At 61.9% G+C, this 19,509-nt stretch carries 13 protein-coding genes; 2 read left to right on the top strand and 11 right to left on the bottom strand.

From position 1 onward, the window contains the following. Positions 1 to 7 precede the first annotated feature (7 nt). From Q363_RS03410 to Q363_RS03400, 3 genes are all read right to left on the bottom strand, one after another. A complete protein-coding gene (locus Q363_RS03410) occupies positions 8 to 871 on the bottom strand; it encodes a YihY/virulence factor BrkB family protein (RefSeq protein WP_035347907.1) in 864 nt (287 codons plus the stop codon). 82 nt (positions 872 to 953) lie between these two features. Beyond that, positions 954 to 1,445, bottom strand: a complete 492-nt coding sequence (locus Q363_RS03405; protein WP_035347906.1) for a thioredoxin family protein — start codon at positions 1,443 to 1,445, stop codon at positions 954 to 956. A 102-nt stretch (positions 1,446 to 1,547) separates the two neighbouring features. Further along, positions 1,548 to 2,732 (bottom strand): VWA domain-containing protein, encoded by a 1,185-nt coding sequence (locus Q363_RS03400; protein ID WP_035347905.1) that lies wholly within the window; start codon positions 2,730 to 2,732, stop codon positions 1,548 to 1,550. Positions 2,733 to 3,197: 465 nt separating this feature from the next. On the opposite strand from Q363_RS03400, the gene Q363_RS03390 reads away from it, so the two are divergent. Further along, entirely contained in the window at positions 3,198 to 5,423 is a 2,226-nt protein-coding gene (locus tag Q363_RS03390) for a sensor domain-containing protein (RefSeq protein WP_169746911.1), read from the top strand. A 3-nt stretch (positions 5,424 to 5,426) separates the two neighbouring features. Here the strand turns inward: Q363_RS03390 and Q363_RS03385 are convergent, their stop codons facing one another. The 3 genes from Q363_RS03385 to Q363_RS03375 form a co-directional block, all read right to left on the bottom strand. After that, positions 5,427 to 5,684: a GlsB/YeaQ/YmgE family stress response membrane protein gene (locus tag Q363_RS03385; RefSeq protein ID WP_035347903.1), complete on the bottom strand. Its 258-nt coding sequence runs from the start codon at positions 5,682 to 5,684 to the stop codon at positions 5,427 to 5,429. Positions 5,685 to 5,862: 178 nt separating this feature from the next. Continuing rightward, positions 5,863 to 7,359 (bottom strand): sensor histidine kinase, encoded by a 1,497-nt coding sequence (locus tag Q363_RS03380; protein ID WP_035347902.1) that lies wholly within the window; start codon positions 7,357 to 7,359, stop codon positions 5,863 to 5,865. Positions 7,360 to 7,431: 72 nt separating this feature from the next. Beyond that, positions 7,432 to 8,250, bottom strand: coding sequence for an ROK family protein (locus tag Q363_RS03375; RefSeq protein WP_245632013.1), 819 nt, complete (start codon positions 8,248 to 8,250; stop codon positions 7,432 to 7,434). A gap of 179 nt (positions 8,251 to 8,429) precedes the next feature. Here Q363_RS03375 and Q363_RS03370 point away from each other — a divergent pair, with 179 nt between their 5' ends. Next, positions 8,430 to 8,870 carry an energy transducer TonB gene (locus Q363_RS03370; protein WP_035347901.1) on the top strand — a complete coding sequence of 147 codons (441 nt, stop codon included), beginning with the start codon at positions 8,430 to 8,432 and terminating at the stop codon, positions 8,868 to 8,870. 593 nt (positions 8,871 to 9,463) lie between these two features. Here Q363_RS03370 and Q363_RS03365 read toward each other — a convergent pair. The 5 genes from Q363_RS03365 to rpoB form a co-directional block, all read right to left on the bottom strand. Then, complete coding sequence (locus Q363_RS03365; RefSeq protein WP_051978297.1) at positions 9,464 to 9,793, bottom strand: type II toxin-antitoxin system VapC family toxin; 330 nt, start codon at positions 9,791 to 9,793, stop codon at positions 9,464 to 9,466. 15 nt (positions 9,794 to 9,808) lie between these two features. Further along, positions 9,809 to 10,198, bottom strand: coding sequence for a type II toxin-antitoxin system VapC family toxin (locus Q363_RS03360; protein ID WP_035347900.1), 390 nt, complete (start codon positions 10,196 to 10,198; stop codon positions 9,809 to 9,811). Then, positions 10,195 to 10,461, bottom strand: a complete 267-nt coding sequence (locus Q363_RS03355; protein ID WP_157466499.1) for a type II toxin-antitoxin system Phd/YefM family antitoxin — start codon at positions 10,459 to 10,461, stop codon at positions 10,195 to 10,197. Before Q363_RS03355 ends, Q363_RS03360 begins: the two co-directional genes overlap by 4 nt. A gap of 103 nt (positions 10,462 to 10,564) precedes the next feature. Further along, positions 10,565 to 14,755 (bottom strand): DNA-directed RNA polymerase subunit beta', encoded by a 4,191-nt coding sequence (gene rpoC, locus Q363_RS03350; protein WP_035347898.1) that lies wholly within the window; start codon positions 14,753 to 14,755, stop codon positions 10,565 to 10,567. A gap of 188 nt (positions 14,756 to 14,943) precedes the next feature. Beyond that, positions 14,944 to 19,416 (bottom strand): DNA-directed RNA polymerase subunit beta, encoded by a 4,473-nt coding sequence (gene rpoB / locus Q363_RS03345; protein ID WP_035348011.1) that lies wholly within the window; start codon positions 19,414 to 19,416, stop codon positions 14,944 to 14,946. Between the last annotated feature and the right edge of the window lie 93 nt (positions 19,417 to 19,509).

Raw genomic sequence — 19,509 nt, 5'->3', positions numbered from 1 at the left:
AAACGGTTCACGGAGTGAGGGCCGCACCCTGAGAGTGACCATGGAGATGGAACTCGTGGTTGAATTCGGCGCCGAAGAAGACGCAGAGCGAGACGATGTAGAGCCAGAAGAGAAGCGCGATGCCGGCGCCGAGCGAGCCGTAGACCTGTGTGTAGTTGGCAAAGCGGGTCACGTACCATCCGAAGATGAGCGTGGTGAGAAACCACATGGCCGTGGCGGCGACAGCTCCGGGCAGGACGCGACGCCATGGCTGACGGATGGGCGTACCCATGTGGTAGATGAGGGCGATAATCCCGACGCAGCCGGCGAGCGCGACGAGCCATCGGATCATCAGCGCGATGACGTAGACCTCGGTGCGGATGGACGGCATGACGTGGAGCGCAAGCCAAACGGTGATGAAGTGGCCGAAGACGACCAGCGTGCTGGCGATGCCGAGCGGAACCAGCGAGAGTGGGACCATGGCATAGGCGCGGGCGCGGCGGCCCCAGAAGGTCCAGCAATCGGAAGGGAGATTGTTGGCGCGGCGAAATCCTTCCATGTAGGTCACGATGACGCTGGAGGCTCCGGTGATGGAGACCAGGAAGGCAAGGATCAGAGCCTGGGCGGATTTCGCGCTGTGGGTGTTGAAGTAGCTCTCCAGCAGCGGGGGGACATCCGGCGGAAGCACACGATCGAAGAATGCTCCGAGCTGGCTGCGGACGGGTGCGGTGCCGGGGAGCAGCGCGATGATAGCGGCGGCGACGATGAGCGCCGGAAAGAGCGCGACCATGGCCGAATAGGCCGCCGACTGAGCCAGGTTCAGAACGTCATGATCCAAGGCGCGCGCCAACGCGCGATGGAGAATGACGTGAATGCGAAGCAGCTGTCTCACAGGCGTCGAGAGGAACCGCCACTCTGCGGAGAGTTCCTGCCCGCAAGCATACACGGCCCGTCCCTGGAATCAGACTGCCGAATCAGGCCTTCCAGCGATTGAGGAAAGCGGTGACGTCGCTGGAGTTCATATTGCGCATGTTTTCGAACTCCTTGTTCTCCTGTGAGTAGAGGAGTTTACCTTTGGCATCGAGCACGGCGAGCGCGGGAACGCCCTTCCTAATGGGAACCTTGTACTTCTCGGCGACGTCGACGTTGCGGTCCATGCGGCCGATGTCGATGTGCACGACGACGAAGTGCTTGTCGAGCAACTCGCTGTTCGGGCTCTGGTGCATGTAGATGTCAAGCACCTGGCAGTCGCCGCACCAGTCTCCGCCGAAGTCAAGGATGACGCGCTTCTTCTCCGCCTTCGCCTGTTTGAGAGCAGCGGCGATGTCGGCCTTCGGGTTTGCGGAGGAATCGTAGAGGTGCTTCTTCACGAAGGGCGGAGCCATCTGCCCGGAGCCGTGAGTAGCGGGAGCGATCAGCAAGGCGAACAGTGCGGTTGCGAGTACGGGGCGGAACTTAAGGAACATAGTGTCTCTGGCCTTCCTTTTGCGGGGATCGTCGGAATAGAGCGCCAATAATAGATGATGCACGAACCTATGCAGAAGTCGCAAAGCCTGGGATCGATCCGCTCATGGCTTGCCGGTGTAGTAGCCATCCCTTGTTTGCAGGAACAGGTCTTTGCGGTGCGCGGTGAGCACGATCTGGTGGTACCCGTCCGCCGAGGTCGCCTGATCCGGCGTATAGCCGAGGCGGTACTGCGCGCGCAGTTCGTCGGCGATCTGGTTGTAAATCTGGGCAACGGTCTGCTTCTTCGACACCTCGAAGAGACGGCCTCCGGTCTCATCGGCCATCTGCTGAAGGATCTTCTTGCCATCAACACGAGGCGTGCTGGAGCCGCGGCCGCCGCCACCGCCGCCGCGGCCACTACCAGGGTAGCCACCTCCGCCACCGGGATAACCGCCGCCTCGGCCTCCGGGATAGCCTCCGCCCGGGAAGTGTCCGCCTCCACCGCCGTGGGGACGGTCGTCCTGTTGCTGCGGCTGCTCGCCCTTGAAGTAGATGGCGTAGAGGATGGTATCGGCGCGCTGAGCGGCCTCGATGGCCTTCACCAGGGTCTCCTTGCTGCCGTTGTCGACGCCGTCGGAGAGGATGATGAGCGCCTTGCGTCCCTTCTGCTTGCTCATCAGCTCATCGGAGGCAAGGAAGGTGGCGTCGTAGAGGGTCGTGCCCGCGGTGCGTCCGCGGCGGCCTCGGCTGTTGCCGGAGTCGCTGGAGTCGTCCGCCGGAGGGCTGTTGGGGCTGGGTGTGTCGATCTCCTTGAGCGCTGCCTGGAGCTTTGGCCGCGAGTTGGTCAGGTCCTGCAGCAGCTCCGTCTGGCGGGCGAACTGAACGACGAACGCCTGATCCTTCGCGGCGTTTAGCATCTGGTCGAGGAAGGCGCTGCTGGCCGTGCGCTCCTCGTCGATGACCTGGCGCTGGCTGAGGCTGGTGTCGACGAGCAGGCCGAGCGTGAGGGGAAGGTTCCTGTCGATATCGAAGTAACGGATGGTCTGCGGTTTTCCGTCGACCTGGAGAGAGAAGTCGTCCTTGTTGAGGTTCTGGACGAGCGTGCCTTTCTTGTCGCGAACCACGACGGGCAGGTTGACGAGGCGGGCATCGACCGAGAGCGTCGGCGCCGTGCCGGCAGGCGCAGGATTCGAGACCGCTGCTGCCTGCTGCGTGCTGGCAGATCCGCCGCTGGCGTATACGAAGAGTAGCAGAGTGGGCAGGGCAGCAAGGCAAACGATGCTTTTGAACGTACGACTGCGAGACATATCGGGTTAGACCGGCTTTTTCATGGAGTGTTGCGAGGCCGGACTGAATTCGATCAAGACAGCGATTCCGGCGGTTGCTCTTGCCCACGCTTCAAACGGAAGTCTATAGACCTTCGTAATCGATTGCCGCTGGACTTCGCTGATGAGCTGCCCGGATGTCTCACAAAACAGAGTGTTTGACCCAAACCCGTCAATACACAGGATGAATCTCATCGGAAATCGCTTTGAAAAGAAATTGGCAGATGCTACGTTGCAACAATGAATTTAATCAGCTAAACCGTTTACGCTGATGATTAAATGATTTAGGCCATCAGCTGTTCTTGTATTCCAGAGGGTTTTTTCTTGAGGGATTGGGTGCTTGATTCCCCCCGACCATGGATGTGGAAGGCTGGTCTTTCCATCGCGCCTGTGTCTCTGGCGCTCTGCGAGTTCTGGCGGGTCCATCATGGACCGTACGCAGGAGAGATGATCGCGGTCGCAGCGGCCAGCGCGGGCACCTTGGTCGGGCTGTGGTTTCTGATGCGCGAGCACGACCGCAAGGTGGCGCGTTGGGGAGCCGAGGAGGCACATTCGAAGTCTCTGGCTGCCGCCGAGGCGAGTCTCGATGCCTTCTCACTGCTGGATGCGGTGCGTGATAAAACGGGACGCATCGTCGATTTCCGAATTCAGTACGTCAACGCGAACGCCGAGAAGCTGACGGGGCGCCGGCGCGCCGAGATGCTGGGGCAGAGCCTCTGCGATGCGATGCCGATCCTGAAGGCAACCGGAGTCTTCGACCACTGCTGCAAGGTCGTGGAGTCGGGCGAGCCCCTGAACCAGGAGTACCCGGTGCCGCAGGGCAGTCTGCTGCAGGCCAGATGGGTCCGCTATCAGATCATCAAGCTGGGCGACGGTCTGGCGATCACCTGCAGCGACATCAGCGCGGAGAAAGCCACACAAGTGCGCTACGAGCACCTGGTGGAGTTCACCGACTCGGTCTTTCAGAACGCGCCGTTCAGCATCGTCGCCACCGATCTGCACGGCAAAATCACCGCGATGAACGTGGCGGCCGAAAAGCTGACCGGGTATAGCCGCGAGGAGCTGATCGGCAAGGCTCCGCTGACGATTCTGCACGATGAACAGGAGCTGGCGGCCATGTCCGGCGAGGCGATCAACGAGACGGGCGCCATCGAGAAGGTCGGCTTCGAGGTTCTCTCCGCCGGAGCCGCAGCCGGGGAGATGGAGGAGAAGGAGTGGACGCTGGTCCGCCGCGACGGGAGCCGCACGCCAATCAATCTGGCGATGCGCGCCGTCACTTCCGAGGCCGGCGAGGTGAACGGCTTTGTCGGCATCGCCTTCGACATCACGGAGCGCCGGCAGATGCTCCACTACGTCACGCATCTGGCGACCCACGACCAGCTGACCGGCCTGGTGGGCCGCGCTCTGCTGCGCGACAAGACGGTGGAAGCCGTGGAGCGCGCTCGCCGTTACGGAACGAAGGTCGCCCTCTTCGTCATCGATCTCGATCAGTTCAAACGCATCAATGATTCGCTGGGTCACTCTTCGGGCGACCAGATCCTGATTGAAGCGGCGACGCGCCTGCGCCGGTCGGTGCGCAGCACGGACATCGTCGCTCGTGTTGGCGGCGACGAGTTTGTGGTGGTCATGCCCGATATCACCAGCCTCGCCGACGTGGAGCAGTGCGCGGCCAACCTGGTGATGAAGCTCTCGCCCGAGATCCAGGTGGATGAGCAGCTGGTGAATGTGACCGCCAGCGTGGGTGTCTGCGTCTATCCGGACTTCGCCTCCGATGCCAAGCATCTGTTGAAGCGCGCCGACTCAGCGATGTACGTCGCCAAGGAGGGCGGACGCAATCAGCACCAGATCTTCAGCGAGGACATGCTGAAGGAGACGGCCGACCGTCTCTCGATGGAGCATGCGCTGCGCCATGCCTTGGCCAATGGAGAGCTGTGCCTGCACTATCAGCCTCAGGTCTCGCTTACCACCGGGCTGGTCACGGGGATGGAGGCTCTGCTGCGCTGGAACCACCCGAAGATGGGCAGCGTTCCGCCGTCGCAGTTTATCCCGCTGGCCGAGGAGACCGGACTGATCGTTCCGATCGGCGAGTGGGCCTTCATGACCGCCTGCCGGGAGGGAAAGGCGCTCCAGGACGAGCTCGGCGTCGACCTGACGATCTCGGTCAACCTGTCGCCACGACAGTTCCAGCAGCGCAACCTGGTCCAGGTGATCGAGAATGCGCTTGCCACCAGCGGCCTGGCCGCGCGCAACCTCGAGATCGAGATCACGGAGAACATGCTGATGGTGAACTCGGACGGAAACCTGGACAAGCTGCAGAAGATACGCGAGCTGGGTGCGCGCATCTCGATCGACGACTTTGGCACGGGCTTCTGCAGCTTCTCCTACCTGCTGCAGTACCAGGTGGACCGCCTGAAGATCGACAAGAGCTTCGTGAAACAGGCGGGAACCGACCCGAATGCCGCGGCCGTCGTGAGGACCATCATCGCGATGTCGCACGGACTCGCTATCCGCGTTGTGGCCGAGGGCATCGAGACTGACGAACAGCTGCGGTTCCTGATGCGGCGCAAGTGCGATGAGGCCCAGGGAAACTACCTCGCCGGCCCAGTCCCCGCGAGCGAGTTCGGCATCGCGGCCCGCGCCTCGAACGGCATTGGGGTTCTGCAGAATATCTAGCGCCTAGATAACCTGACGCTTCTTGAAGAAGTGGTAGATGGCGAGCAGAACGATCGCGCCGATCAACGACATGATGAAGCCCGCGCTCTCGCCCTCCTGGTAGCTGCCGACGAGCCGCCCAAGAAACGTTCCGAGGAACGACCCTGCGATTCCCAGGATCATGGTAATGAGCATTCCCCCGGGATCCTTGCCGGGCATGATCAACTTTGCAAGCGCGCCTACGACGAGACCAATGAGGGCAGTCCACAACAAGCTAAACATAGAACCTCCTCCAGCGTTGGTTAGATAGCGGCCCCCGGGTTCGAATTCAGTAGCGCGAACAAGCATACTCCCGCCACGCCGGTGTCGACGTCAAGAAAGTACGCTGGGCGATGTACACTCTGGCGCTCTAGCTGAAGGGGCTTGCGGAGGAGACCGAGCGCCGCGGCGAGGCGTCGCCTCAGTAGGCCTGCAGGCGATTGATGGGCATGCGCACCTGAAAGCAGGTCGCATGTGGCTTCGAGTCGACCGCGACCGAGCCCGAGTGCTTGCTGACGATGCGCTGCACCGTGTCGAGCCCGAGCCCGAGAGCCGTACCGATGGGTTTGGTGGTAAAGAACGGCTCGAAGATGCGGGACTGGATCGCCGGGTCGATTCCGGGCCCATCGTCGTGCACCTCAACGATGGCGGTCTGGCCGGTGAGGCGCGTAGAGATGGAGAGCGTTCCATGGTCGTGCATCGCGTCGAGCGCGTTCTCGATCAGCGCAGACCACACCTGATTGAGCTCGCTGCCGTAGGCGCTCACCGGCGGAAGCTCGGGGTCGAAGTCGAGCCGGATGGTCACGCGGCCGGTGCGCGAGCGAAACATCGCGAGTGTGTGCTCGATCGACTGCGGCAGCATGATGTCCTGCACGGGGGCCTGATCCATGAACGAGTAGCCGCGGATGGCGCTGATCAGCTCGAAGATGCGGTCGCTTGAGTCGACGACGGTCTCGGCCATCCGTTCCACACGGAGCGAGCCCGCAAAGGTAGCAAGCGCCGGCGATAACACCGCATGGTTCACAGCGCCCGCAAGATCGTCGAGCATCGCGACAGGAATCCGCGACTCGGCGAGCGCGGGAGCGATGTTCCACGGCGAATCGACGCTGCGCTGCTCGAGCCATCGCATGATCTCAGCCTCATGGTCGCTTGCCTCGAGCGGACTGCGCGGAATGGGAGAGAAGCCCGCGGCGGACCTGACCTCGTCGCGCGCGCGCCTTACCCAGGAGTTATACCGATCAAGTTCCTCGTCCGTTGCAAAGAGCCTTCCCAGGCGATACTTCTCCTCGTCGCCCTCGGGCAGCTCCGCCGCCAGGCTTGCGGCCGAACGCTGCGCCGCGGAGGCGGGGTTGTTCAGCTCGTGCGAGAGATTTGCCGCCAGCTTGCCCAGCGCCAGCAGCTTCTCGGCCTGCTCGTCCATTCGTGTAAAGTCGCGCACGCGGTCGAGAAGAAGCGTCACACAACGCTGCCCCATGGACGGAATCACGCGCAGCATCTCCGGGAAGAGGTCTTCGTGAATGTCCAGCACCCAGATGGAGCCTACACTGGAACCGTCCGCTCCCCAGGCCTTCATCCGGGAGAAGGGCAGCTTGCCGGTGACCCGCGATGTGCGGCCGACGAAGCGGGCGACGGGACCGGATTTGCGTCGGCGCACCATCACCTCACCTTGCAGGATAAGCGTCATGTGGAAGGACGGCTCGTCCTCGCGAAAGATCAGCGCTCCGTCCGGGCCGACGCGCTCGGTGCTGTGCGTCGCAAGCCAGCGGTACTCGGCGTCGGCGAGCCCGTCGAGCTGCGGAATCTGACGCAGTGCGGCGACGATCTGATCCTGCGAAGTCGGCGCAGGCGGAGCAGCAGCAAGAACGGGAGCCGCAGTCTGCGGTGCAACCGGTAGATCGTAGGTGGTCTGCGTGGCCATCGCGGGCTCCTGTCGTCGTGCGTGTAGCTCTCTTCTGATTAAAGCAGAAGTCTCTCTGCCCGGCGCGGCGAGCTAGTGAATCGGCTTCACTTCGCTCGGGATGTTCTGCCAATGCCCTTTTCGCAGAGGCGTTGTTTCGATAGGAAGATCCTTGTGCGGTGCGACGAGGATCTTTCTTTCCTCGGGGCTCTGCCACAGGCGGATTCCGCCGTCGATCGCGTTGCTGTTGGCGCCGAGAATCACGTGCGGCGGGAGACCCTTCATCAGCTTGGCGTTGCCGCCTCCCAGCAGGACGTACTCGCAGACCATCGCGGCCTTCAGTCGCTCGATGACATCGAGCACGGACTTGGTCCAGCGCTTCTTGCCGCGAAGCTCCAGGCCGGCCTTACCTAAGTACTCCTCGTAGGTGCGGTTCTTTCGATACGGAAGGTGCGCCAGCTCCAGCGGGATGACGACGCCTTCGAAGACCATCGCCGAGCCGAGACCGGTTCCGATGCCGAGGAAGAGCATGCGTCCGCCGCGATAGCCTCCGAGTGCCTGCATCGCCGCATCGTTGATGAAGCGGATGGGCTTGGCGAAGACCTTCTCGTAGTCGAAGTCGATCCATCCCGCGGCCAGGTTGTGCGGCTCTGCCAGCGGACGATCGTGCAGGACTGGTCCGGGATAGCCGATAGAGATGCGGTCGTACTTCCACCCCTTGGTGGCGAGCACGACCTGCTGGACCATCTGGTGCGCGGCCATTGTGGGACCGGAGGGAATCTTCAACGGCACGCGCTGCTCCGTTGAGGCGACCTTGACGTGCGTGCCTCCGATGTCGATGACGAGTACGTTCTGCATTTGGAGAAGCATACCGCGTCGGCTCGGCGGGTGCTTCGCCTGAAGAATGTGCATTTTGTCTGCTGACAAGACTTTCTTCCACCTCACTGCAGAACCTGGGTTTTCTGGTATTCCTTCGAAACCAACAAGCTGAAAATAAAGGAGAAATGAGAATGCCCAAAATAATAATTGACAATCGTATAATGCCCAAAGTATATTGGTGACGGGTACTTCTATCCGTCAGGAGAAAAACGATGCGTAAAGCATTTTTGGCCGCCCTCGCCCTTTCCCCCGTCCTGCTTCACGCTCAGGCAAATTCGCCTGCCCAACTGGAGTCCAAACTCGCTGCCCCTGCCGCCATCGGCGCATCCGACCACGGTACCTCCTCCGCCAAGCCGCTTCGCGTCTCGACCGGAGTCGAGATCCCGAAGCTCATCCACTCGGTTAGCGTCTCTTCGGATAACACCTGGCCCTGGGCCGTCACCGGAATCAACAAGACGGTCGTCGTCGGCATGGTCGTTGATCCCAATGGCGTTCCGACCGACCTGAAGATCGTCCGCTCGGTCGGGCCGGAGCTCGGCAAGAATGTTCTTGAAGCCGTTGCGCAGTACCGCTTCAAGCCGGGCACGGTCAGCAAGCAGCCCGTAGCCTTCCCCGTAAACCTCGAGATCGACCTGCTGAGCCCGGCTCGGTAAGTCCGGCAATACGCAGTTACTGCTCACTTTCGAAGGCAGACTCCTCGACGAGTCTGCCTTTCATGTTTTATTGGGGGACACCCTCCCCTTTGTTTTGGTAAGTTACTTTGAATGAGTTGATTACGCGTTTTCCATAGGACAAAATATTCCATTCAAAGGTGTTATGGGCCAAAATCTAGATTCTGAAAGAGTTACGGGACAGCACTTTTGGCTGGTCCCTCTCTTCGAATTTCCCCGACTATTTAAAGTTTACGAGATTGAGTGGAATTGATCGGCGCTTCTGCCAACAAAGTTTTTCGGAGGAAAAAACGTTTTGTTTGTTGGGCTTGCGGACGGTGGGGCAGCGGCGGTTGTGCTTCTTGCATCTTGACACGCAGTTTGCTGGAGTTTTCGCGGGTGGGACGGGGAGACCGGCTTTGCTGGTTGGGGCATGCTTCATGAAGGTATCGGTCGCAGTATCAGAAACAGAAGAATGCTTCCGACGATGATGATCAGCATGACGATGAAGAGCGCCGGTCCCGGTCTGTGGTCCTTGCTGGAGGTTGCGGGAGAGTTCGTCATGGGTTGTTGGATGCCGTTTTGAGAGCTTTGGGCTACCAGATGGTCTTGGCGCCGTAGCTGCGAAAGACCCGGTCGGCGGTGAGGATGGGGAGTCGCTCGGTGAGGGCCTGGGCGATGAGGAGGCGGTCGAAGGGGTCGCCGTGATGCGACGGGAGGGATTCGAGATGGAGGATGTGCTCGTAACGGATGGGGAGGAGTTCCATGCTGTAGGCGTTCATCTCGTCGCGGATGTAGGTGACGGATGAGCCGATGGCGTTGAGCTCTCCGGTCCTGATTTTGATGGCAATCTCCCAGAGGGAGTGGACCTGGGCTGCCGCTTCCTCGAGTTCGGGGAGAGCTGTACATTGCGGGTAGTACTCCATGCCGGCGGGTCGGCATTATTGCCAGAGAATGGGCACGTCATAGCGAGCGATGTGTGCATCTTTGGTGAGCAGATGAAGCTGATGGGCTTGTGCCTGCGCGATGAGCACGCGGTCGAAGGGGTCGGCATGGTGATGGGGAAGATTGATTGAGGCGAGGATCTCCGACCGGGTGATGGGCAGGAAGATAACTCCCAGCTGCTCGATGCGTTCTATCATGCGTTCCACCGAAGAACCCGCCAGGGGGAGTCGATGGACGACAGCCTTGTTGCCGAGTTCCCAGACTGTGGCGAGACTCACGTAGAGTTCGTTCGCCTCGTCGGTGACCAACTCTGTGACGAGGGGAGAGAGGCGCTCCGGTTCGTAGACGGTCCAGAGGATGACGTGCGAGTCGAATAACAGCTTCACGATTTGGAGGATGGAAAGAGCGGATTGTCGTTCATCTGGCGAGCCAGCTCTTCGTCCATCGCGCGCCACTCCTCTTCGGAGGGAACGCGAAACTCGCCGCGGCCGGCGCCGAGAATGCGCTTGCCGGAGGGACGAGCGGCTGACTCTGCCACGACGACGAGCTTCAAAGGAGGCTTTTCCGGACGCGTGATCTCAACCTCTTCTCCGCGGTCCGCGGCAGAGACTAGGTCGTCAAGATGCGTCTCCGCGTACTTGAGGCTCACGTTCATAGTCACAGGGTAGTGGGATAAGGAATGGCAGTCAATGTTAAGAAGAACGGGCGGACTCTTTGGAGTCCGCCCATTGGTATTGAGGATCCGGCTTCGCTTACTCGGCGGCCATCTCTTCCTGTTCGCCTTCCATGCGCATCGCCTCGAGCTCACGCTCTTCGGCGTCGTGCGCTTCCTGGACCTCGGCCTGGACCTGGGCTGCCGCTTCCTCGAGCTCGGGTGAGAGCTGGACATTGCGGTAGTACTCCATGCCGGTGCCGGCGGGGATGAGGCGGCCGACGATGACGTTCTCCTTGAGGCCACGGAGCGTGTCGATCGAGCCGTTGATGGAGGCCTCGGTGAGGACGCGGGTGGTCTCCTGGAAGCTGGCGGCCGAGATGAAGCTGTCGGTCGACAGCGACGCCTTGGTGATGCCGAGCAGGAGCGAGCGGCCGATGGCCGGACGTCCGCCCGTCATCAGGACGCGCTGGTTCTCCGCGTTGAAGCGGAAGCGGTCGGTCTGCTGGTCGATGAGGAAGGTGGTGTCGCCGACCTCTTCGATCTTGACCCAGCGGAGCATCTGCCGGACGATGACCTCGATGTGCTTGTCGGAGATGGCGACGCCCTGCAGGCGGTAGACCTCCTGGATCTCGTTGACCAGGTACTGCTGCAGTGCGCGCTCGCCGAGCACCTCAAGGATGTCGTGCGGATTGCGGGGACCGTCGATGAGCGCGTCGCCGGCGCGGAGGCGTTCGCCTTCCTGCACGTTGACGTAGACGCCGCGCGGGACCGAGTACTCCTCTTCCTGCCCGTTGTCGGCGGTGACGTAGACCTTGCGCTGGCCCTTGGAGACTTCACCGAAGCGAACGACGCCGTCGATCTTCGAGATGATTGCGGGGTCGCGCGGCTTACGGGCCTCGAACAGCTCGACGACACGGGGCAGACCGCCGGTGATGTCCTTGGTGCGGGTGGTCTCGCGCGGGATCTTGGCCAGCACGTCGCCGGGGAAGATCTCGTCGCCATCGGCCACCATGAGGTGAGCGCGGCTCGGCATCAGGTAGCGCTTGTTGCCCTGCGCGGACTTGATGACGATGGTGGGCTGACGCTTTTCGTCGGCCGAGTCGGCGACGACGAGACGCGAGAGGCCGGTGACCTCGTCGATCTCTTCGTGCAGGGTGACGCCCTCCTGCAGGTCCTTGAACTGGACCGTGCCGGCGATCTCGGTGAGGATGGAGAAGGTGTAGGGGTCCCACTCGCCGAGGCGGTCACCGAGGTTGACGTGAGCGCCGTCCTCGATCTTGAGCTTGGCGCCGTAGACGATGGCGTAACGCTCCTTCTCGCGTCCCTTCTCGTCGACGATGGCGATGGAGCCGTTGCGGTTCATCGCGACCAGGTCGCCGCTCTTGGAGCGGACGGTGACGAGGTTGATGAAGCGCACGGCTCCGGCGTTCTTGGCCTCGATGTGCGAGGTGTCCGAGACGCGCGATGCCGTTCCGCCGATGTGGAAGGTACGCATGGTGAGCTGGGTTCCGGGCTCGCCGATGGACTGCGCCGCGATGACGCCGACGGCCTCGCCCATCTCGACCATCTTGCCCGAGCCGAGGTTACGGCCGTAGCAGAGGATGCAGGCTCCGCGCTTGGACTCGCAGGTGAGCACCGAGCGAATCTTGACGCGCTCGATACCTGCGGCCTGAATGGCGTTGGCCAGTTCTTCGTCGATCTCCTGGTTCACTTCGACGATGACGTTGCCCTCATAGTCCTTCAGCTTCTCGAGCGATACGCGGCCGATGATACGGTCGCGGAGTGGCTCGATGGTCTCGCCGGCTTCGATGATGGGTGTCACGTAGATGCCCTCAACCGTACCGCAATCGTTCTGCGAGATGATGACATCCTGCGCTACGTCGACCAGGCGGCGGGTCAGGTAGCCCGAGTCTGCCGTCTTGAGCGCGGTGTCGGCAAGCCCCTTACGCGCGCCGTGCGTCGAGATGAAGTACTGCAGCACGGTGAGGCCTTCACGGAAGTTCGCCGTGATGGGGGTCTCGATGATTTCGCCGGAGGGCTTGGCCATGAGTCCGCGCATGCCGGAGAGCTGACGGATCTGCTGCTTCGAACCGCGGGCGCCAGAGTCGGCCATGATGTAGATCGGGTTCATGGCTCCTTCCTTGTCCGCGCGCTTCATGTTGTTGAACATCTCGTCAGCGACCTTCTCGGTGATGGCTGACCACATCTGGATGACCTTGTTGTTGCGCTCACCGTTGGTGATGGCGCCGTCAAGGTACTGCTGCTGGACGTTGATGACCTGCTTTTCGGCCTCGGAGACGACGGTGTACTTCGACTCCGGGATGACCATGTCGTCGAGGCCGACCGAGAGACCCGAGCGCGTGGCGTAACGGAAGCCGAGGTCCTTGATGCGATCGAGCGTCTTCACCGTGGTCTCAAGACCGAGGTTCAGGTAGCAGAAGTTCACCAGCTGACCGATTCCCTTCTTCTTGAGCAGGCCGTTGATGTACGGCATGCCCTCGGGGAGCGCGTCGTTGAGGATCGCGCGGCCGACCGTGGTGTTGATGTACTGCTTGTTGAACTCGACCGGCTCGGTGTGGGTGATGTCCTGGTCGTCGTAGGCCGTCGTCATGTCGAGCACGGGGCCGGTGTAGCGCAGGCGGATGGGCGTCAGCGTCTCGACCTGCTTGGCCTCGAGCGCCATCAGCACCTCTTCGATGTTCGCGAAGACGCGGCCTTCACCCTTCGCATTCACCTTGGCCTTAGTCAGGTAGTAGAGACCGAGAACGAGGTCCTGCGTGGGGACGGTGATCGGCTGACCGCTGGCGGGGGAGAGGATGTTGTGCGATGCAAGCATCAGCACGGAGGCCTCAATCTGCGCCTCAGGCGAGAGCGGGATGTGCACGGCCATCTGGTCGCCGTCGAAGTCCGCGTTGAAGGCGGTGCAGACGAGCGGGTGAATCTTGATGGCCTTGCCCTCGACGAGCACAGGCTCAAAGGCCTGGATGCCGAGGCGGTGCAGCGTCGGGGCGCGGTTCAGAAGGACCGGGTGATCCTTGATGACCTCTTCGAGGATGTCCCAGACGATGGGCTCCTGCAGCTCCACCATCTCCTTGGCCTGCTTGATGGTGGTGCAGTGGCCGGTCTGCTCCAGACGGTGATAGATGAAGGGCTTGAAGAGCTCGAGCGCCATCTTCTTCGGCAGACCGCACTGGTGCAGCGCGAGCTCAGGACCGACGACGATAACGGAGCGGCCGGAGTAGTCGACGCGCTTGCCGAGCAGGTTCTGACGGAAGCGGCCCTGCTTGCCCTTGAGGGTGTCGGAGAGCGACTTCAGCGGACGATTGTTGGCGCCACGCAGCACGCGGCCACGGCGGCCGTTATCGAACAGAGCGTCGACGGCCTCCTGGAGCATGCGCTTCTCGTTGCGCACGATGACTTCAGGCGCATGGAGGTCCATGAGCTTCTTGAGGCGGTTGTTACGGTTGATGACGCGACGATAGAGATCGTTGAGGTCCGAGGTCGCGAAGCGGCCGCCGTCCAGCGGCACGAGGGGGCGAAGCTCCGGCGGGATCACGGGGATCACGTCGAGGATCATCCACTGCGGCAGGTTGTCGGACTTGCGGAAGGCCTCGACGATCTTAAGGCGCTTGGAGTACTTGAGCTTCTTTTGAAGCGAGGACTCCTGCTTCATGCGCTCGCGCAGCTCCGTCGCCAGCTCGGCGACGTCGACGCGCTTGAGCAGCTCCTTGATGGCCTCGGCGCCCATCATGGCCTTGAAGCCGGTGGGGCGGTACTGCTGGTCGAGCTCGCGGAACTTGGTCTCGTCCTTGATGACCTCGCGCTCCTTGACCGGCGCGTCGCCTGGATCGACGACGACGTAGGACTCGAAGTAGAGGACGGCCTCAAGCTCGCGCAGCGAAATGTCGAGGAGGTGGCCGATGCGCGAGGGTAGGCCCTTGAAGAACCAGACGTGCGAGCAGGGGGAGGCGAGCTCGATGTGGCCGAGACGCTCGCGGCGGACCTTCGACAGCGTGACCTCGACGCCGCACTTATCGCAGATGACTCCGCGGTGCTTCATGCGCTTGTACTTGCCGCAGAGGCACTCCCAGTCGGTGATGGGGCCGAAGATACGGGCGCAGAAGAGGCCATCGCGCTCGGGCTTGAAGGTGCGGTAGTTGATGGTTTCCGGCTTGGTGACCTCGCCGTGAGACCAGCTGCGGATCTTCTCGGGGCTGGCGAGCTGAATTTTGATCGCGTCGAAGTCAGCGATCGGTCCGGTCAGTTCGAAGGGGCTGGAGCGGAACATATTTGGCGTCTCCCTTTTCCTGCGCTTGCAGGGGTGCAGCGTGTGCTGCGGTTGCTAATCTCTGCGATAACTCTCGGCGTATCGCGTTACCGGTGGTTCTGGATCTGAAGCTCGATTTCGATTGTCTTGCCACTGCATAAGGTGAGTGGCGCCTGAGGAGGTTTGCGCCTCCTCAGGCTTCCGTACGGTTAGTCGGCTGCTGCGATCGACGGCAGCGGCTGCTTCTTCTGGTCGGCCTGCTTGATCAGCTCGACGTCGAGGCAGAGCGACTGCAACTCGCGGATGAGAACGTTGAACGACTCCGGCACGCCGGGTTCGATCGCTGCCTCGCCCTTGACGATGGCCTCGTAGATCTTCGTACGGCCGAAGACGTCGTCGGACTTCGCGGTGAGCAGTTCCTGCAGGATGTAGGCTGCGCCGTATGCTTCGAGCGCCCAGACCTCCATCTCACCGAAGCGCTGTCCGCCGAACTGCGCCTTACCACCGAGCGGCTGCTGGGTGATGAGCGAGTACGGTCCGATCGAACGGGCGTGGATCTTATCGTCGACCAGGTGCGAGAGCTTCAGCATGTAGATGTAGCCAACGGTTGCGGGCTGCTCGAACTCGTCTCCCGTCATGCCGTCATGCAGAAGGCTCTTGCCGGAGCTGGGAAGACCAGCGGCCTGGAGCAGCGCCTTGATCTCGGTCTCACGCGCACCGTCGAAGACTGCCGTGCCGAACCAGATGCCGCGCTTCATGCCGGCGGCGACGCGCAGGGTCTGCTCGTCGTCGAGAGCGAGGAGCTGGTTGAGAGCGGCGGTGCCGACGAAGCGCGCCTTGAAGAGCTCGCGAACTTCGTTGGCCGACTCCATCTTCTCCGCGGCCTCGGCGACCTGCTTGCCAAGCTCGTGCGCGGCCCAGCCCAGGTGCGTCTCGAGGATCTGTCCGACGTTCATACGCGAAGGCACGCCCAGCGGGTTCAGAACGATCTCGACCGGCGTTCCATCCGGGAGGTACGGCATATCCTCCTCCGGCAGAATGCGGGCGATGACGCCCTTGTTCCCGTGGCGTCCGGCCATCTTGTCGCCGACCGAGAGCTTGCGCTTCATGGCGATGTAGACCTTGACCATCTTGATGACGCCAGGAGCGAGTTCGTCGCCCTTGGACATCTTGCCGATCTTCTCGTTGGTGATCTTGCGCAGAACGTCGATCTGACGCGAGGTCATCTCTTCGATCTCGTCGATCTGCTCGTTGACGCGCGGATCCTTGTCGGCGTAGCGGATACGCTTCAGGTTACGCGTCGAGATCAGCTCGATGGTGTCGCGGTTGAGAACTTCTCCCTTCGAGAGCAGCTTCTTGTTGGTGCGCTCGTCGTGGAGGTCGGCTTGAACCTCCTTGCCGCCGAGGATGGCTTCGAGACGCTTCAGACGCTCGTCGGTGAGAATGCGGATCTCATCGGCGAGGTTGCGCTCGAGCTTCTCGATCTGCTCCTGCTCGATCTGCTTGGCGCGCTCGTCCTTCTCCTGTCCCTTGCGGGAGAAGATGCGGACGTCAACGACCGTTCCCTCGATTCCGGGAGGGCAGGTCAGCGAGGCGTCGCGAACGTCGCCGGCCTTCTCACCGAAGATGGCGCGGAGCAGCTTCTCTTCGGGAGTAAGCTGCGTCTCGCCCTTCGGCGTGACCTTGCCGACGAGGATGTCGTTGTGGCCGATCTTGGCGCCGATGCGGATGATGCCCGACTCATCGAGGTCACGCAGAGCGTGCTCGCTGACGTTCGGGATATCGCGGGTGATCTCTTCCGGTCCCAGCTTCGTGTCACGGGCCTCGATCTCGAACTCCTCGATGTGGATCGAGGTGTAATAGTCCTCGCGGACCAGCTTTTCGGAGATGAGGATCGCGTCCTCGAAGTTGTAACCGCGCCACGGCATGAAGGCGACGAGGACGTTGCGGCCCAGGCCGAGCTCGCCCTGCTCCGTGCACGGACCGTCGGCAATGACCTGTCCCTTCAGCACGCGGTCGCCCTTGCGGACTACCGGCTTCTGGTTGATGCACGTGTTCTGGTTCGAGCGCTTGAACTTCGTGAGCTGATAGATGTCGGAGCCGACCTCACGCGAGAGCTGGGTGGGGTGATGCTCGCCTTCGACGCGCACGATGATGCGCTCGGAGTCGACTGAATCCACGATGCCGTTGCGCTTGGCAAGGATGACGGCGCCGGAGTCGCGGGCGGTGACGCCCTCCATGCCGGTTCCGACGAACGGAGCCTCGGAGACCAGCAGCGGAACGGACTGGCGCTGCATGTTCGCACCCATCAGAGCGCGGTTCGCGTCGTCGTGCTCGAGGAACGGGACGAGCGAGGCGGCGACAGAGACAAGCTGCTTCGGCGAGACGTCGACGTAGTCGACCTCGGCCTTGTTGACGAGGACGAAGTTGCCCTGGCGGCGGGCATCGACGATGTCCTGCACGATGTGCTGGTGCTCGTCGAGCTCGATATTCGCCTGCGCGATGGTGTGGCGGTCCTCTTCCCAGGCTGAGAGGTAGAAGCTGAACGGAACCAGGTCCATCGTGCGCTTCTTGTCCTTCTTCAGCTGGTCGTTGAGCTTCTTGGCCTCGCTTACCTCGAGGTAGTCGCCCTGACGCAGACCGCTCTCACCGGCGTTCGAGACTGCGACGTAGTCGAGCACACGGCCGTCCTTCACGCGGCGGTAGGGCGACTCAATGAAGCCGTACTCGTTGATGCGCGCAAAGCAGCTGAGCGAGGAGATAAGACCGATGTTCGGCCCTTCCGGCGTCTCGATCGGGCAGATGCGGCCGTAGTGCGTGGGATGCACGTCGCGGACCTCGAAGCCAGCGCGCTCACGCGAGAGACCACCCGGCCCAAGGGCCGAGAGGCGGCGCTTGTGCGTGATCTCGGAGAGCGGGTTGGTCTGGTCCATGAACTGCGAGAGCTGCGAGGAGCCGAAGAACTCGCGGATGGCGGCCATGACGGGCTTCGCGTTGATGAGGTCGTGCGGCATCGCCGTCGACATCTCCTGGTAGACCGACATCTTCTCCTTGATGGCGCGCTCCATGCGGACCAGGCCGATGCGGAACTGATTCTCCATCAGCTCGCCGACGGCGCGGACGCGGCGGTTGCCGAGGTGATCGATGTCATCCACCACGCCGATGTTCTTGCGCAGCTTCAGCAGGTAGCGGATGGTGCCGTAGAAGTCCTCAGGCGTCAGCGTGCGCTTGTCGAGGCCGGTGGCGTCCTGGTTCTCGTACAGCTTAATGTTGAACTTCAGACGGCCCACGCGCGAGAAGTCGTACTTGCGCGGATCGAAGAACATGCCCTCGAAGAGCGCCGTCGCAGTGTCGAGCGTCGGCGGGTCGCCCGGACGCAGCTTGCGGTAGATCTCGATGAGAGCCTCTTCGGGCTTGCGTACCGAGTCGCGGCGCAGCGTGTTGGTGATGATGTTGCCCACGTCGTCGCGCTCGGGGAAGAAGACCTCGAAGCGGGTCACGCCCGACTGCTGAATCTTGTGCAGCTTGTCGGCGGTCAGCTCCTGGTTGGCTTCGTAGAGCAGCTCGCCGGTGGTGAGGTCGACGACGTCGGCGGCTGTCATCGCACCATCGAACTCGGAGGTCTCGACTTCGACCTGCTCGATCTTATGCGAGCGCAGACCCTTGAGCGAGTGCGCGGAGATCTTGCGGGTCGCGGGAGCGAGCTCTTCGCCCTTGACCACGATCGCGGTCGCGGGACGCGTGCCCTGCAGGTTGGTGTGCACGCCTTCAGGAGCGACCTTCCAGCTCAGCTTGCCGTCCTTCACGTTGATGGTGTCGACCGTGTAAAAGGTCTTGAGGATTTCCTCGTCGGTGCGCAGACCGAGGGCGCGGAGGAAGATGGTGCCGAGGAACTTGCGCTTGCGGTCGATGCGAACGTAGAGGGTGTTCTTCTGGTCGTACTCGAACTCGACCCAGCTGCCGCGGTACGGAATGATCTTGCCGAGGAAGTAGGTGCGGTTGTTCGCGGTTTCAAAGAAGACTCCGGGCGAGCGGTGCAACTGCGAGACGATGACGCGCTCGGTGCCGTTGACGATGAAGGTGCCATTGGCCGACATCAGCGGGATGTCGCCGAAGAAGACCTCCTGCTCCTTCATGTCGCGCAGGCTCTTGACGCCGGTCTCCGGGTCCTTGTCATAGATCTTAAGGCGAATGGTGACCTTGAGCGGCGCCGAGTAGGTCATGCCGCGCTCCTCGCACTCGGCCTGGTCGTACTTCAGCTGCAGACCCACGGGGTCGCCGCACTTGGTGCAGAAGTCGGGGGTGTTCTTGTTGTAGGTTCCGCAGAAGTTGCAGAGGACCTCGCCCGGGTGGAACGGGTCGGTGATGACCATGTGGCCGCAGTTGACGCAGGCCGTGCGCAGGTGATTCAGCCCCTTGAGGTAGCCGCACTTGCACTCCCAGTTGCCGATCGAGTAGTCGACGAACTCCAGCTCCGACACATTGCGGAAGTCGGTGATCGGGAAGACCGAGGTGAAGACCGACTGCAGGCCGTTGTCCTCACGCTCCTGCGGAAGCTTGTCCATCTGCAGGAAGCGCTCGTAGCTGCGGCGCTGTACTTCGATGAGGTTGGGAATTTCGATTGCGGTTGGAATCTTGGAAAAATCAAGACGGCTGCGGATCGCGCGCATTTCGCTGGACATGCTCTCTCCCTGAATCAGTACCTTTCGAGGACCTTCGGAAGGATCTCCTTCGCGAAGGGGAGAGCCTCGGTTTAGGCCCTCCTGGTTATTTCT

It is taken from the genome of Edaphobacter aggregans DSM 19364 (genome assembly GCF_000745965.1).
Classification (GTDB): Bacteria; Acidobacteriota; Terriglobia; order Terriglobales; family Acidobacteriaceae; genus Edaphobacter; species Edaphobacter aggregans.
Note: the sequence above shows the minus strand (reverse complement) of the source record. Positions and strands in the feature narration are given on the sequence as shown.

Excerpts from the sequence above, each read along its gene's own strand:
- Q363_RS03405 (WP_035347906.1), bottom strand. The coding sequence starts at position 1,445 with ATGTTCCTTAAGTTCCGCCCCGTACTCGCAACCGCACTGTTCGCCTTG.
- Q363_RS03400 (WP_035347905.1), bottom strand. The coding sequence starts at position 2,732 with ATGTCTCGCAGTCGTACGTTCAAAAGCATCGTTTGCCTTGCTGCCCTG.
- Q363_RS03390 (WP_169746911.1), top strand. The coding sequence starts at position 3,198 with ATGATCGCGGTCGCAGCGGCCAGCGCGGGCACCTTGGTCGGGCTGTGG.
- Q363_RS03385 (WP_035347903.1), bottom strand. The coding sequence starts at position 5,684 with ATGTTTAGCTTGTTGTGGACTGCCCTCATTGGTCTCGTCGTAGGCGCG.
- Q363_RS03380 (WP_035347902.1), bottom strand. The coding sequence starts at position 7,359 with ATGGCCACGCAGACCACCTACGATCTACCGGTTGCACCGCAGACTGCG.
- Q363_RS03375 (WP_245632013.1), bottom strand. The coding sequence starts at position 8,250 with ATGCACATTCTTCAGGCGAAGCACCCGCCGAGCCGACGCGGTATGCTT.
- Q363_RS03370 (WP_035347901.1), top strand. The coding sequence starts at position 8,430 with ATGCGTAAAGCATTTTTGGCCGCCCTCGCCCTTTCCCCCGTCCTGCTT.
- Q363_RS03365 (WP_051978297.1), bottom strand. The coding sequence starts at position 9,793 with ATGGAGTACTACCCGCAATGTACAGCTCTCCCCGAACTCGAGGAAGCG.
- rpoC (WP_035347898.1), bottom strand. The coding sequence starts at position 14,755 with ATGTTCCGCTCCAGCCCCTTCGAACTGACCGGACCGATCGCTGACTTC.
- rpoB (WP_035348011.1), bottom strand. The coding sequence starts at position 19,416 with ATGTCCAGCGAAATGCGCGCGATCCGCAGCCGTCTTGATTTTTCCAAG.